The organism is Cochleicola gelatinilyticus (genome assembly GCF_001637325.1).
In the GTDB taxonomy this organism is placed as follows: Bacteria; Bacteroidota; Bacteroidia; order Flavobacteriales; family Flavobacteriaceae; genus Cochleicola; species Cochleicola gelatinilyticus.
Map to the genome: position 1 here is coordinate 175476 of NZ_LRXL01000037.1, position 14965 is coordinate 190440.

At 38.3% G+C, this 14965-nt stretch carries 11 protein-coding genes; 8 read left to right on the top strand and 3 right to left on the bottom strand.

The annotated features are described in order from the left end of the window. Positions 1 to 80: 80 nt before the first annotated feature. The gene (locus ULVI_RS08475) at positions 81 to 1073 is read right to left on the bottom strand and encodes a glycosyltransferase family 2 protein (protein ID WP_068591773.1); all 993 of its coding nucleotides are present in this window, start codon (positions 1071 to 1073) and stop codon (positions 81 to 83) included. A 156-nt stretch (positions 1074 to 1229) separates the two neighbouring features. Beyond that, positions 1230 to 1676: a type I restriction enzyme HsdR N-terminal domain-containing protein gene (locus ULVI_RS08480; protein WP_068591775.1), complete on the bottom strand. Its 447-nt coding sequence runs from the start codon at positions 1674 to 1676 to the stop codon at positions 1230 to 1232. Between the two features lie 89 nt (positions 1677 to 1765). Here ULVI_RS08480 and holA point away from each other — a divergent pair, with 89 nt between their 5' ends. Then, a complete protein-coding gene (gene holA, locus ULVI_RS08485; RefSeq protein ID WP_068591777.1) occupies positions 1766 to 2773 on the top strand; it encodes a DNA polymerase III subunit delta in 1008 nt (335 codons plus the stop codon). Between the two features lie 43 nt (positions 2774 to 2816). On the opposite strand, the gene ULVI_RS08490 is transcribed toward holA, so the two are convergent. Continuing rightward, complete coding sequence (locus tag ULVI_RS08490) at positions 2817 to 3188, bottom strand: DoxX family protein (RefSeq protein WP_068591779.1); 372 nt, start codon at positions 3186 to 3188, stop codon at positions 2817 to 2819. 203 nt (positions 3189 to 3391) lie between these two features. On the opposite strand from ULVI_RS08490, the gene ULVI_RS08495 reads away from it, so the two are divergent. From ULVI_RS08495 to ULVI_RS08525, 7 genes are all read left to right on the top strand, one after another. Continuing rightward, entirely contained in the window at positions 3392 to 7291 is a 3900-nt protein-coding gene (locus tag ULVI_RS08495) for a choice-of-anchor I family protein (protein ID WP_068591781.1), read from the top strand. A gap of 87 nt (positions 7292 to 7378) precedes the next feature. Beyond that, positions 7379 to 8281: a 1,4-dihydroxy-2-naphthoate octaprenyltransferase gene (menA, locus tag ULVI_RS08500; protein ID WP_068591783.1), complete on the top strand. Its 903-nt coding sequence runs from the start codon at positions 7379 to 7381 to the stop codon at positions 8279 to 8281. A gap of 71 nt (positions 8282 to 8352) precedes the next feature. Beyond that, positions 8353 to 9033 (top strand): metal-dependent hydrolase, encoded by a 681-nt coding sequence (locus ULVI_RS08505; RefSeq protein ID WP_068591785.1) that lies wholly within the window; start codon positions 8353 to 8355, stop codon positions 9031 to 9033. A 791-nt stretch (positions 9034 to 9824) separates the two neighbouring features. Next, the gene (locus ULVI_RS08510) at positions 9825 to 10868 is read left to right on the top strand and encodes an o-succinylbenzoate synthase (RefSeq protein ID WP_068591787.1); all 1044 of its coding nucleotides are present in this window, start codon (positions 9825 to 9827) and stop codon (positions 10866 to 10868) included. Positions 10869 to 10897: 29 nt separating this feature from the next. Next, on the top strand, positions 10898 to 11809 hold the full coding sequence (locus tag ULVI_RS08515) for a CPBP family intramembrane glutamic endopeptidase (protein WP_068591789.1): 912 nt from the start codon (positions 10898 to 10900) through the stop codon (positions 11807 to 11809). Positions 11810 to 11832: 23 nt separating this feature from the next. Continuing rightward, positions 11833 to 12912 carry an AMP-binding protein gene (locus ULVI_RS08520; RefSeq protein ID WP_068591791.1) on the top strand — a complete coding sequence of 360 codons (1080 nt, stop codon included), beginning with the start codon at positions 11833 to 11835 and terminating at the stop codon, positions 12910 to 12912. Positions 12913 to 13069: 157 nt separating this feature from the next. Further along, entirely contained in the window at positions 13070 to 14938 is a 1869-nt protein-coding gene (locus ULVI_RS08525; RefSeq protein WP_068591793.1) for a vWA domain-containing protein, read from the top strand. Positions 14939 to 14965: the final 27 nt, after the last annotated feature.

A 14965-nucleotide genomic window follows, 5' to 3' on the forward strand; every position in this document is an offset into this window, starting at 1 on the left:
TAAGGTTTAAATTGTCATCCAAAATTATTAAAAGGATGATTACTTACAGAAGGATTAACAATACTTTAAGCAAAAAAAAATCACAGGCTATTAAAATGACGTTTTTTGTTTATAAAGTATTGATAGACAATAGATTTTAAATTGAAATAGGAAAAGGATGTAGCTTCTGTTTTTCTCTTCTTTAAGAATTTTGGCAACAAGCTATAAAAACTTAAGTGCGCCTTAAAAACAGCTAAGAAATGCATAGGTTTACCTTGAAAAATAAACTGAACTGCCGCGACTCCATCTAAGATCATTCTAATAAAAAGGAGCAACCAAACTTTATTTCCAGCAACATTTTTAATTAAAGCAAGTAGTGTGTTTCTGAAATTATAAAATGTTTTTTTAGGATTTGCGGCGCCAAGGGTCGCTCCTCCAACATGAAATACTTGCGAAGCTCCAACATATTTTATACTGCCTCCTTGAGCATTTAAACGCCAACAAAGATCGATTTCCTCTTGATGTGCGAAAAAATCTTCATCGAATCCCCCAATAGTTTTAAATGCTTTTTTAGTAACAAACAAACAAGCGCCTGTCGCCCAAAAAATAGGAATTGTATCATCATACTGCCCAATATCTTCTTCAATTGTATTAAAAATACGACCGCGACAATAGGGATACCCAAGAGCATCTATAAACCCTCCAGCAGCCCCTGCGTACTCAAAATAGGAGTTGTTTTTAAAGTCTAATATTTTAGGCTGTGCAGCTACAAGTGACGAGTCATTTTTAAATTCAAATACGATAGGTTGTAGCCAATTTTCGGTTACTTCAACATCACTATTAAGGAGTACAAAAAGATCTTCGGAAAGAGTAGAAAGGGCATCATTATATCCTTTGGCATACCCTCCGTTGATTGAATTTTTAAGGATGGTTACCTTCGGAAAATTTTCAGTGACAAACGCTATCGAATCATCGGTGGAAGCATTATCGGCTACGTAAATAGTAGCACCTTTAGAATAGCGCATTACTGAAGGTAAGAATTGGGTTAACAATGCTTTTCCGTTCCAGTTAAGTATGACTACTGCTACATTCACGAATGCAAAGAAACAGTTTTTTAACCAATCCAATTGCACGAATCTTTCTTAAAAAATAAAGAACTTGAAGTTTGATTCGTATGGTAAAAAACTTCAGAAGCAATCCGTTTATTAAAAGGTTACTTTATTTTCAGAAAAAAGGAAGGAGCGAGATACTTAACGCTCTTTAGCAGGTAATTCTTTCAGAAATATATAACGTTCTGCCTCCATATCCATTTGGCAATAATAATGTTCTATTCCATTCGTAACCATGAGGTAAGTGGCGTCAAGTGTGAGATTGTAACGAGCAATCTGATCGAAAGTATGTTGTGTAATTGAAACTTTGGGACGTTTGCATTCTACAATGAGATGAATGCTTCCGTCGTTATTATAAACTACAATATCGTACCTTTTTATAGTGTTGTGAAGTTGCAACTGCTTTTCTACATTAATGAGAGAAGCGGGATATTTTTTTTCTGAAAGTAAAAATTGGAGCGTATGTTGACGTACCCATTCTTCTGGGGTAAGTACCACGAATTTTTTTCTAATCACATCAAAAATCAACGGTTTGTTTTCGTTACTTTTGAAGCGAAATTGATATTCAGGGAAGTTTAATTTCAACATACAGCAAAGAAACTGTTTCCTTCAATGAATACAAAATGCAGAATTCAGAATTTAATTCGATACATGCGCTATCGTAATCGCAACTTACAATGCCTCTAGATAAAGCTAAAACCATTATAAACGATATAAAATCCGGAAATCTGAAACCCGTCTATTTTTTAATGGGTGAAGAGGCATATTATATCGATGGGATCGCTAAATATATTGAAGATAATGTGCTTAGTGAAGAGGAGAAGGGGTTTAACCAAATGATTTTGTACGGTCGTGATGTAAGTATCGACGATATTATAAGTCAGTCGAAACGCTATCCTATGATGGCAGAACGACAAGTGGTGATCGTTAAAGAGGCGCAGGACCTTTCCCGAACTATTGAAAATTTAGTCCCCTATGTTGCAAATCCCCAACCCACTACTGTTTTAGTGATCTGTTACAAATACAAATCGCTAGACAAACGAAAGAAACTCGCAAAAACAATCACCAAAGAGGGGGGGGTTGTGTTCGAGAGTAAAAAACTTTATGAAAATCAGGTGCCAGATTGGATTCGCAGGGTTCTTGCTGGAAAAGGTTATACCATTACTCCAAAAGCAGCACAAATGCTGGTCGAATTTTTAGGGAACGATCTAGGAAAAGTGAATAACGAATTAGAGAAGCTACAGCTTATAATTAATCCTGGAGAACAAATTACGCCTCACCTCATAGAAGCTAATATTGGAATAAGTAAAGACTTTAATAATTTTGAACTTCAAAATGCAATAGGAGAACGCAATATTAAAAAAGCATACGCAATTGTGCAGTATTTTGGTCAAAATTCAAAAAATCATCCTATTGTAATGACGGTGGCCTTGTTGTATAGTTTCTTTTCGAAGCTCTTAAAATACCATGCCCTTACCAATAAAGGTGATGCCGCTAGAGCTCTTGGTGTGAGTCCGTACTTTATAAAAGATTACGAAAAAGCTGCTCGTAATTATCCCATGAAAAAAGTAAGTGCGATCATTGCTACCATTCGTGATACCGATATGAAAAGCAAAGGAGTGGGGGCCGCAAATATTTCTCAAGGAGATCTTCTAAAAGAGCTCTTAGTTCATATTTTTAATTAATCAAAAAATTAGCTGAGACGGAAATTTAATTTTCTACCGAATTTTATCTTCTACTCACCGAATACCTTCCAGCACCAAGCAGCGCAATAGCTACAAAGGCAAATAAGTATAATAGAGCCAATTCTTTTCTTGCCAAAGGATCATTTCCGTGTACTACAAAAGCAGCAACTCCCATTACAATAATTGAAGGAATTGCACTAAGGCGTACTCGAAATCCTATAATTAAAAGTAGCGGACAAATAACTTCTCCAATCACTGTGAGTATTAAAGACACCGTCGAACCAATGCCAAGCGGATCACCAAAATCCAAATTTCCTTGAACAAGATTCATAAGTTTAGGGATACCATGCGTAAGCATCATGGCTGAAAAAGTAACACGTAGAAAAAGAAGACCGAAGTGATAAGTAGGATTCATAATAGTAGTTTTGGTTTGGACTTCGAAAATAAGCAAAGAAATCTAATTGAAAAGTGTCGAATAACATTTTCGTTACATTTTCTTAAAATCTACTATCAAATTGAAGCATTTCGTAAGAATTGTTCATACTAATTTAAAATTTAGATAAAAGTAAGGGTGCATCGAGAGGCTACTTTTATACGAAACTAAACAACTAAATTATTATGACAAGAATTACCTTACTAATTACATTACTTTTTAGTAGTGTCCTTTTTTCACAAATTGAAACCATAAGCCTTACAAGTTTCGAATCGCCAGAAGTGATTTCTGGACAATATACAGATCTGGGAGATCCTGCGGTAGCTCATGAGCTTTTAAGTAATGCAGACGAACCGATAATAAACTTCACAGCAAATAATGAAGAGATGGGATTTTCGGCAAGTTATTTTCCCTACGATAGTCCTTCCAACGGACTTACAGATGGAGATTTTGTTGGCGTTACCAATTTTACTTCTACTGTAGGTATGTACACAGACGGTGCGAACGGCTACCAAATATCAGACACCGACGGAACAATGGTTGTAGAGTTCGATGTTGTTGATTTTGCAGGATTTACCAACACCAATATTTCGATAGATTACTTTATTGCAGCAACAGGGTACGAAGGTGATGGGACTGAAAATACCGAAGAAAGCGACCGAATGCGAATGTATGTTAGGGACCTAACCAACATGACCGAAATAGATATTTTTAATTCTGAAGGCACCGATATCAACGATCTTATGGTAGAGGGTGCTTGGGTAACGGGAACAGCTTTACTTCCCGATGGAATTGAAGCACAACTCGTTGTTGAAGTACGTGTGAATTCAGGAAGTGAAGCACTATACCTTGATAACATCCTAGCAGAAGGAGAACCTGCAACTACCGAAACTTCAGAACTCGTAATTACTGAAATATTTGCAGGGCAAGAAGGTGCCGATCTTACCGCAGATTGGTTCGAAATTACCAATAATGGAGATACTGCATGGGTTTCCGGAGTAGATGGAGATTTGTATTACGACGATGAATCTGCTTCCGGATCTGAAGCTGATATTATTACAGGCATTACTGAAATTGCTCCCGGTGCTTCAGCCATCGTTTTAGTGACAGGGACAACCGATGATATAGCAACCTTCACCAATGTATGGGGAACCGTAATCGATTTAACAGATGTTCAAATTGGCACAACCGATGGTGCAGGACTTGGTGGTGGAGGAGACACCGTAACCCTTTGGGTGGGTGATCCACTTACAACTACTCCCGTGAATAGCGGAACCTATCCTGATACAGAATTAAATGATGGACAATCATACGACGTGGAACTGGCTGCTTTTAGCGTAGTAGGAAATGCAAATGGAGCTGTTGAGACTGTTCAAGGAGGTGGAGACACTTCAGACGTTAAAAACATTGGTTCACCCGGAAATGGTATGGCAATCCCCCTTACTTCCGATTTAGTTATCACTGAAATATTTGCAGGACAAGAAGGTGCCGATCTTACCGCAGATTGGTTCGAAATTACCAATAATGGAGATACTGCATGGGTTTCCGGAGTAGATGGAGATTTGTATTATGATGATGAATCTGCTTCCGGATCTGAAGCTGATATTATTACAGGCATTACTGAAATTGCTCCCGGTACTTCAGCCATTGTTTTAGTAACAGGGACAACCGATGATATAGCAACCTTCACCAATGTATGGGGAACCGTAATCGATTTAACAGACGTCCAAATTGGAACAACTGATGGTGCAGGACTTGGTGGTGGAGGAGACACCGTAACCCTTTGGGTGGGTGATCCACTTACAACTACTCCCGTGAATAGCGGAACCTATCCTGATACAGAATTAAATGATGGACAATCGTACGACGTGGAACTGGCAGCCTTTAGTGTGGTAGGTAATGCAAATGGAGCTGTTGAGACTATTGAAGCCGGAGGAGATAACGCGGATGTAACCAACATAGGTTCGCCCGGAAATGGACTTGAAGTGAATACAGTTGCCATTGGATTTGACGGGGCTTTTACTTCTGTAGTAGAAAATGAAGGAAGTGTAACAGTTACTGTTCAAATTTCAGCAGCACCTACAACCGATGTAATGGTAGACGTAGCATTACTTTCAGGAGGTTCGGCGATCGAAGGAACAGATTTCGATTATACCACTTCCACAGTGATTTTTCCTCAAGGAAGCACCACACCACAGACGGTTACAATCCCTATAGCCGATACTGCCGATGACAATAGTGATGTGTTCTTTGTAGTGCAGCTTCAGAATTTGGCAGATGCACAACTTACTGGAACTGGAATGTACTCGGTCTATATTTTAGATGACGATACTGTTGTACCCGAAGCAAATGCTTCAGAATTAGATGTAAATTTCTTAAGCAGTTATTTAGTAGATGCCAATGGTACAGCAGAAATTACCGCATACGATGCTAGTACGCAACGCCTATATGTAACCAATGCAACAAGTGTTGAGGTACTCGATTTTTCAGATCCACAGAATATAACTTCATTAGCATCGGTAGATCTTCCTCCGGGAACTTCAGGAGTACAAAGCATTGCTGTTAATAACGGAATAGTTGCTGCTGCTGTAGCTGCTGATCCTCCAACAAATAACGGATTTGTAGTATTTACCGATTTGGATGGAATTAACACAACCATTGTTGAAGTAGGGTCGTTACCCGATATGCTTACGTTCACACCAGATGGCTCAAAAGTGTTAGTTGCAAATGAAGGGCAACCTAGTAACGATTACACAATCGATCCGGAAGGAAGCGTTTCTGTGATCGATGTGTCTGGCGGATTAAGTACCATTTCTCAGGCAAGTGTAACATCCTTAAATTTTAATGCATTCGATGCTTCTGACGCTTCTCTAAAAGCAGCTGGAGTTCGTATCTATGGTCCCAATGCATCCGTGTCGCAAGACATGGAACCAGAATACATCGCTGTGTCTGATGATTCATCAATGGCATACGTAACGTTACAAGAAAACAATGCCTACGCAATTGTGGATATTTCGGCAATGGAGGTTACCAACATACTCCCTTTCGGACTAAAGGATCACAGCCTGCCAGAAAATTCGTTAGACCTTAACGATGAAACCGATTTTATCTTTAATGCGTCTTGGCCAGTTAAAGGAATGTTTATGCCCGACGCGATCGCTTATTATGAAACTAACGGAACCGCCTACATTCTTACCGCAAACGAAGGAGATGCACGTGAGTACGATGCGTTCGAAGAAGAGGTAAATATTGGTGATGATGGATATGTGTTAGATCCTTCTGTGTTTAATAACGAAGACATTTTATCGCTAGGAACCAATCTTGCGAGAATAAAAATAAGTAGTGCTTCTGGAGACAGCGATGGGGATGGTATGTACGAAGAGATTCATATTTTCGGCGGAAGGTCTTTTAGTATTTTTGAAGCTGAAACAGCAACTTTAGTGTATGATAGTGGAAACGATTTTGAAGTAATTACAGCTGCAGATCCTGTATATGGATCAATTTTTAATGCAAGCAATGAAAACAATAATTATAAGAACCGAAGCGACAACAAAGGTCCCGAGCCAGAAGGGATTCTCGTACAAACACTAGGTAGCAATACCTATGCTTTTATTATTTTAGAGCGAATAGGAGGGATGATGATTTATAACATCACCGATCCAATTAATCCCGTGTTCCTTCAATACGTAAACAATCGTGATGCTATAGAAGGAGGAGAAGAAGGTGGAGATCTAGGACCAGAAGGAATTCTATTTGTAACGGCAGAAGAAAGTCCGACAGGAAGTCCACTGCTTGTAGTGTCTAATGAGGTAAGTGCAACAGTAAGTGTGTATTCGATCGATGCTGAAATTCTAGGCGTAAACGAGTTTAATGAAATGGCTTCGGAAACATTTAGTTTGTATCCAAATCCAACACAAGGAATGGTGTTTATGAATAAGCCAGGTGACTATAAAATTTACGATAGCTTAGGAAGATTATTACAAGATCTTAAAAATGTAGCCTCTATTTCTGTTTCAGGATTAGCCTCTGGAACTTATATCGTTCAAGATAAAAACGGAGTTTCTAAAAAATTACTTGTGGAGTAAGTTTGTTTAGTTTTTCAAGAAAAGCCGCTTCTATCATAGAGGCGGCTTTTTAATTTTAATGTATTTTTGCCGAAGTAAAAGTACGATATGATCAAAATAAAAGCTTGGATTTCTGCGGCTCGTCTGCGAACATTGCCTTTGTCACTTTCTGGAATTATTACTGCGGCAGCAGCAGCTTTAGCGGAAGGTGTTTTCTCAAAACTTATTTTTATTCTGGCGATCCTAACGACGCTGGGTTTTCAAATCCTATCTAATTTTGCGAACGATTACGGTGACGGAGTAAAAGGAACCGACAATGCAGATAGAGTGGGGCCGGCTCGTGCGATGCAAAGTGGATTACTAAACGCTAAAGAATTAAAAACTGGAATGATTATTACAGCTGCGATCACGTTATTGATCGCAAGCATGCTTATTTTTGCTGCCTTCGGAAATGAAAATTTTGTCCTTTCTGTCATCTTTTTTAACTTAGGAATAGCTGCCGTAATTGCCGCTATTACGTATACGGTTGGTAAGAATGCCTACGGTTACCGTGCTATGGGAGACGTGTTTGTATTTATATTTTTTGGTCTGGTCGGAGTGGTTGGATGCTATTATCTATTCGCTCAACAAATAGCAGATTTTATCTTACTTCCAGCCATTACTATCGGACTTTTAAGTGCAGCGGTACTTAATTTAAACAATATGCGAGATCGCCTAGCAGATCAAAAAGTGAATAAGAATACATTAGCGGTAGTGCTTGGAGAGCCGAAAGTAAAACACTATCATACAGCTTTGGTGCTGGGAGCTTTTATTTGCGCTCTTGTTTATTTTCTTCTAAAGGCGACACATTGGACACATTTTTTTCCTTTACTAGCATTTCTTCCATTATTTGTGCACTTGGTAACTGTATACAAAACCACATCACCTCCCTTGTTAGATCCCGAATTAAAAAAAGTAGCATTAAGTACTTTCTTATTTTCCTTACTGTTCTTTATTTCGATGTGCTTTTAAAGTGAAGTTTTAGAATTTCTTAACGCATTACCTGCCACCTCTACATTATCTTTAAGGCAAAACCAAAAGATATGAAAGTTACTTTTTACGGGCAGAATAGTCTGTCATTAGAAATAGGAAATAAACACATTATTGTCGACCCCTTTATTACAGGAAACGATTTAGCAAAAGATAAGGTAGATATTATGGCCCTTAAAGCAGATTACATCTTATTAACACATGCCCATCAAGATCATATTCTAGATGCAGAAGCTATTGCAAAAAATACGGGAGCAACGATTGTAAGTAATTTTGAAATTGCAAATCATTACGAAGAAAAAGGATTTGAAGTACACCCAATGAATCACGGGGGAAATTGGCAATTTGATTTCGGAAATGTAAAATATGTTAACGCTATTCATACCAGCTCTTTCCCTGACGGAAGCTATGGTGGACAACCGGGAGGTTTTGTTATTGAAGGAGAGCATAAGAATATTTACATCGCTGGTGACACTGCATTAACAATGGATATGAAATTAATTCCTTTACACACCAAACTCGATCTTGCAATATTACCTATTGGCGACAATTTTACAATGGGTGTGGATGATGCAATCATTGCAAGCGATTTTGTACAGTGCGATAAAATATTAGGCGTGCATTACGATACATTCGGGTACATTGAAATTGACCACGAAGAAGCCAAGAAAAAATTCTACGATGTGAATAAAGATCTCATGTTGTTGGACATTGGAGAAAGTATTGAGTTGTAATGTTCTAATAAATACAATTATGAAAATAAAGGTCCGTCTGAGCGTGTCGAAGACTTTTTTAGTTGAAGCGAAATTCCAACGCGCTTCGACAGGCTCAGCGTGATTTTAAGGCGATAAATTGGCATTATAGTACAATGAGAAGTATGTTCCGTAATTGGAAGAATTTATTTCTTATTTAGAAAATACAACTATGAAAACAACGGTCCGTCTGAGCCTGTCGAAGACCTTTTTAATTGAAGAGAAGTTCGAATGCGCTTCGACAGGCTCAGCGTAACTTTAAGGCGATAAATTGACATTATAGTACAATGAGAAGTATATTCCATAATTGGAAAAATTTATTTCTTATTCAGTAAACACAACTATGAAAACAACAGTCTGTCTGAGCCTGTCGAAGACCTTTTTAGTTGAAGAGAAGTTCGAATGCGCTTCGACTGGCTCAGCGTGACTTTAAGGTAGTGAATTGGCTTTTCAGTAAAACGAGAAGTTTGTCCCGTAATTGGAAAAATTTATTTCTTATTTAGAAAATACAACTATGAAAACAACGGTCCTTCTGAGCCTGTCGAAGACCTTTTTAATTGAAGCGAAGTTCGAATGCGCTTCGACAGACTCAGCGTGACTTTAAGGCGGTGAATTGACTTTTCAGTACAATGAGAAGTATGTTCTGTAATTGGGAAATTTATTTCTTCTTCAGAAAATGCAACTATGAAAACAACGGTCCGTCTCAGCGTGATATTAGAGGTTTCATGTACTATTAATAGATACCATATTACCGAATCCGTATCTTTGCCGTAATGAAAGCGACCTACAAAAAACACATCCTCGAATTTAAACGTCCCGGCGGTACCTCCCGCGGAATCTTAAAAACGAAGGAAACTTGGTTTCTCATTTTGAAAGAGGGAACACGTCTGGGAATAGGAGAGTGTGGCATTTTACGCGGATTAAGTGTCGACGACCGTCCCGATTATGAAGCGAAACTACAATGGGTATGTGATAATATTCAGCTGGGATTTCAACAATTATACGAAGCATTAAGTGAATTTCCGTCGCTTCAGTTTGGGGTAGAGATGGCGTTTCGCTCGTTGGCATCAGATTCACCTTTTAATTTATTTCCTTCAGCATTTACAGAGCACAAAGCAGCAATTCCCATTAATGGATTGGTTTGGATGGGGGAAGCCGATTTTATGAAACAACAGATTTCAGAAAAAATTGCAGCCGGATTTACCTGTATTAAAATGAAAATTGGCGCGATCGATTTCGAGACGGAGCTTCAGTTATTGAAAATGATTCGTAGGGAGTATTCGCCCACAGATATCGAATTACGTGTGGATGCCAATGGAGCTTTTTCCCCTTCCGAAGCAATAGAAAAACTGAAGGTACTTTCAGAGCTACACTTGCATTCTATAGAACAACCCATTCAACCGGGACAATGGTCTAAAATGGCTTTGCTTTGTGAAAATACTCCACTTCCTATTGCGCTCGATGAAGAACTTATCGGGGTTTTTTCCGAAGAAAAAAAACAAGCCTTACTTACAGAAATTCAACCTCAGTATATTATTTTAAAACCTAGCTTAATTGGTGGTTTTCAAGGAGCTGACCAATGGATCCGTTTGGCCGAACAAAGCGGTATTGGATGGTGGATTACATCGGCACTTGAAAGCAATATAGGATTAAATGCAATTTCACAATACACCTTCACAAAAAATAGTATATTGCCGCAAGGATTGGGAACCGGAAGTTTGTTTACTAACAACATTCCATCCCCTTTAGCGGTTCGAAACGGAACTCTGGAGTATCATAAAAATAACGAGTGGGATATCAATTTGATTACCAGCTAACGATCGGCCACTCTTAACATTTTTTTGTAATGTATATAGCACAAGCATTTAGATATAAACACGATTGGTGGCGATACGCACTACCTTTTTTAGGTTTTTTAGGATTAATTGGGGCTAATTACTTTGTAATTGAACTACTTAATCTCGATGTAAATGAAATAATGAAAAGTGAATTGGAAAGAAAGGGCTCAAACCAATTCTTTTTAGAAAATTTAATCCCATTTGCTATTTTTCTAGCTCTATTGTTTTTGTGGATTTACTTTGTACACAAACAACCTATTAAAACAGTTACAACATCACGTAAGAAGATAGATTGGGGACGTTTTTGGTTTGGTTTTGGACTTATAGCAACCTTTACTATCTTAATTACAGCAATAGATTATTATTCTAACCCTCAAGATTATGTGCTTCAATTTGATTTAGAACCTTTTCTTATTCTTGCTCTTATTGTCGTAATTTTTATTCCACTTCAAACTAGTTTTGAAGAGTATTTATTTCGAGGCTATTTAATGCAGGGCATAGGAGTCCTTTTTAGAAACAGATGGATTCCTTTAATTTTTACTTCTGTAGTATTTGGAGGAATGCATTTCTTTAATCCTGAAGTTGATAAAATTGGACCAACTATTATGGTGTATTACATAGGTACCGGGTTCTTTTTAGGGATTATGACCTTAATGGACGAAGGCATGGAACTGGCACTTGGCTTTCATGCGGGAAACAATTTAGTGACCGCATTACTAGTTACTGCAGACTGGACGGTGTTTCAAACCAATTCGGTTTTAAAAGATATTTCAGATCCTTCTGCAGGCATCGATATATTGGCGCCAGTGCTCATTATTTATCCGATCTTTCTCGGTATCATGGCGTGGCGTTATAAATGGAAAGGCTGGGGAGATAAGCTCTTCGGAAAAGTGACACCTCCAATAGAAACGATTCAATAAAACCTTGTAGCTTCCCCATATAGTTGAATGTAACCTCATACATACTTCATCCTTCTTTTACGCTCAACGGATTGCAATTTGAGACGGAACAAGAGCTATTACAATTTGCTGAAAAACTTACTACTGAAGGTGACGATTATGAAATTGAGATCGGAGTTTTTATTCGACAATGGTTGCAAGAAGAAACAACGATTACAGTTAAAACGTCTGGCTCTACGGGAAGTCCGAAGAAGATAAAAATTGCGAAAAAGCACATGATAAACAGTGCGAAGGCAACAGGTACTTATTTAGAATTACCCAAAGGAACTGAAGCCTTGTTATGCTTGCCAGCCAATTATATTGCCGGAAAAATGATGTTGGTTCGAGCCATGGTGTTAGGATGGAACCTTCATGTGGTCGCTCCCGAAAAAGACGCGCTTTCTCAATACGATAACGACTATGATTTTGTAGCTATGGTTCCGTACCAAGCCTTTCATTCGTTAGATGTGCTACATAAAGTAAAAAAGCTAATTATTGGAGGAGGCGCAGTTTCTGAAGATCTTGAAAATGCACTGCAAGCGCTGCCTACCGAAGCGTATTCTACCTACGGAATGACCGAAACCATTTCGCACATTGCGATGCGTCGTCTCAACGGAAAAGATCGCTCCAAAGCATATCACGCACTTCCAAATGTCACTTTTTCTGAAGACGATCGAGGCTGTCTTGTCATTAAGGCGGATAAAATTTCAGAAGAAATTGTTGTCACGAACGATACAGTCCAATTGCTTTCATCAACTTCTTTCGTATGGTTAGGACGATACGATAATGTGATTAATAGTGGTGGTGTAAAAATTCACCCCGAAGTAGTGGAAGATAAATTACGTTCAGAAATTCAATTTCCATTTCTTATTGCTTCAGAAAAAGATGAAGCGTTAGGAGAGAAAGTCATTCTGGTTCTAGAGAACAAAGAAGCGCTTAAAATTCCTAACTATACAGAAGCGTTTCAGAAGTTATCACAATACGAACGCCCAAAAAAAATATATACACTGTCGCAATTTCCGTATACTGAAACTGGAAAGATAAAACGCGGCGATGTGCTTCAGATCTTAAAAAAGTATAAATAGTTTTTATCGAATACTTTTTTAATTTTCCTTATTCCTTTCACATTCACGCTAATTCATATTCCTCGCTCCCTAGCTGAAACCTGCTGTTTACTCAAAGGGCTTTTTATTACGATGTAAATCCCAATAATTTTATTTCATAATTAAAAACCACACGATTATGAAAACACTACTATCTTTTATGGTTGCATCACTTTTACTGGTTCAACTACATGCGCAAAATGTTACAATAACAGGAATTGTCACAGATGAAGGTGGACTTCCGCTTCCCGGAGCCAATGTGATACTAAAAGGAACTACCAACGGAACCCAAACTGATTTTGATGGAAACTATTCAATTAATGCTGCCGTAGGACAAACCCTTGTGTTTAGTTATATAGGATTTAACAGTGTTGAAAAAAAGATTAAAAAGAACCGTACCGAAATAAATGTATCACTAAAAGTAGGAGCTCAATTAGATGAGGTTGTGATAACCGGATATGCACCTTCCAGAGAGAAAGAAGTAGTAAGTTATTCTGTAGCCAAAAATCATCGTGCTTTACAGGGAAAAGTTGCCGGTGTTCAAGTAACAAACTCGAACGTTGCCTCCCCTCAAGCCATGCATATTAGAGGCAAAGCCAGTGTCGCTACCGACAATGAATCGTACCAACGTATCGAAGAAAATAATTTTAAACGAGTAAAAACTGCGCCGTTATCTACGTTCTCTATCGATGTGGATAAAGCAGGATATAGCAATGTGCGAAGAATGATTAATAACGGTCAAAAAATTCCACAAGATGCAGTAAAAATTGAAGAAATGATTAATTACTTCAGTTATGAGTATCCAGAACCTAAAGGAGATGAGCCTTTTTCAATACGTACCGAAATGGCAGCTTCTCCTTGGAATAAAGATACAAAGCTGGTGAAAATTGGATTAAAAGGAAAAGACATTCGCACTGCAAATCTGCCAAACAGCAATCTTGTTTTCTTATTAGACGTATCGGGATCGATGGATTCTCCTAACAAATTAGGTCTGCTTAAATCCGCCTTGGGAGTGTTGGTAGATCAATTGCGAGAGCAAGACAAAGTATCGATCGTTGTATATGCTGGAGCAGCAGGACTGGTATTAAAACCAACCTCTGGAGCTAATAAAACTGCAATCATGAAGGCGATCGAAAATTTAAGTGCTGGCGGATCTACAGCAGGAGGTGAAGGAATTCAGCTGGCATACAAAATAGCTCAAGAGCATTTTATCAAGAATGGAAATAACAGAGTTATTCTCGCAACCGATGGAGATTTTAATGTAGGTGCAAGCAGCGATAGAGCGATGGAAGATCTTATCGAAGAAAAGCGTGAAAGTGGTGTTTTTCTAACCTGCCTTGGTTTCGGGATGGGGAATTATAAAGATTCTAAAATGGAAACCCTTGCCGACAAAGGAAACGGAAATCACGCGTATATCGATACGATGCAGGAAGCCAAAAAGGTTCTGGGAACTGAATTCTTCGGAACCATCTATACCATTGCAAAAGATGTGAAAATTCAAGTAGAGTTTAATCCGACTAAAGTACAAGCGTATCGATTGATTGGCTACGAAAACCGTTTGCTAAACGACGAAGATTTTAACGACGATAAAAAAGATGCCGGTGAATTAGGAAGCGGACATACCGTAACTGCACTCTACGAAATTATTCCAGTAGGAGTGAAGAGCGCCTACGTGAAATCGATTGATGAATTAAAATATACCCATCCGAAACAAGCCTCCACAGGAAACGAATTACTTACTGTGAAGTTTAGATACAAAGATCCTGATGGAACGACTAGTAAATTATTGGTGCGCACCTTAGAAGATACAAATACATTAGTACGCAACACCTCTGAAGATTTTCAATTTTCTGCAGCAGTTGCCTTATTTGGTCAGCAGCTACGAGGATCAGAATTTATTGAAGCTAAAAGTACCAAAGATGTATTGCGATTAGCAGAAGCAGGTCGTGGAAAAGACAAAGAAGGCTATCGGGCAGAATTTATTCGATTGGTAAAAAGTTATCGCTAAATTAATGTAAGGTATTTCTGTAGTGGT

Coding starts and splice junctions, on each gene's coding strand:
- ULVI_RS08480 (WP_068591775.1), bottom strand. CDS start 1,676: ATGTTGAAATTAAACTTCCCTGAATATCAATTTCGCTTCAAAAGTAAC.
- ULVI_RS08505 (WP_068591785.1), top strand. CDS start 8,353: ATGAAAGTTACTTTTTACGGGCAGAATAGTCTGTCATTAGAAATAGGA.
- menA (WP_068591783.1), top strand. CDS start 7,379: ATGATCAAAATAAAAGCTTGGATTTCTGCGGCTCGTCTGCGAACATTG.
- ULVI_RS08490 (WP_068591779.1), bottom strand. CDS start 3,188: ATGAATCCTACTTATCACTTCGGTCTTCTTTTTCTACGTGTTACTTTT.
- ULVI_RS08515 (WP_068591789.1), top strand. CDS start 10,898: ATGTATATAGCACAAGCATTTAGATATAAACACGATTGGTGGCGATAC.
- ULVI_RS08495 (WP_068591781.1), top strand. CDS start 3,392: ATGACAAGAATTACCTTACTAATTACATTACTTTTTAGTAGTGTCCTT.
- ULVI_RS08510 (WP_068591787.1), top strand. CDS start 9,825: ATGAAAGCGACCTACAAAAAACACATCCTCGAATTTAAACGTCCCGGC.
- ULVI_RS08525 (WP_068591793.1), top strand. CDS start 13,070: ATGAAAACACTACTATCTTTTATGGTTGCATCACTTTTACTGGTTCAA.
- holA (WP_068591777.1), top strand. CDS start 1,766: ATGCCTCTAGATAAAGCTAAAACCATTATAAACGATATAAAATCCGGA.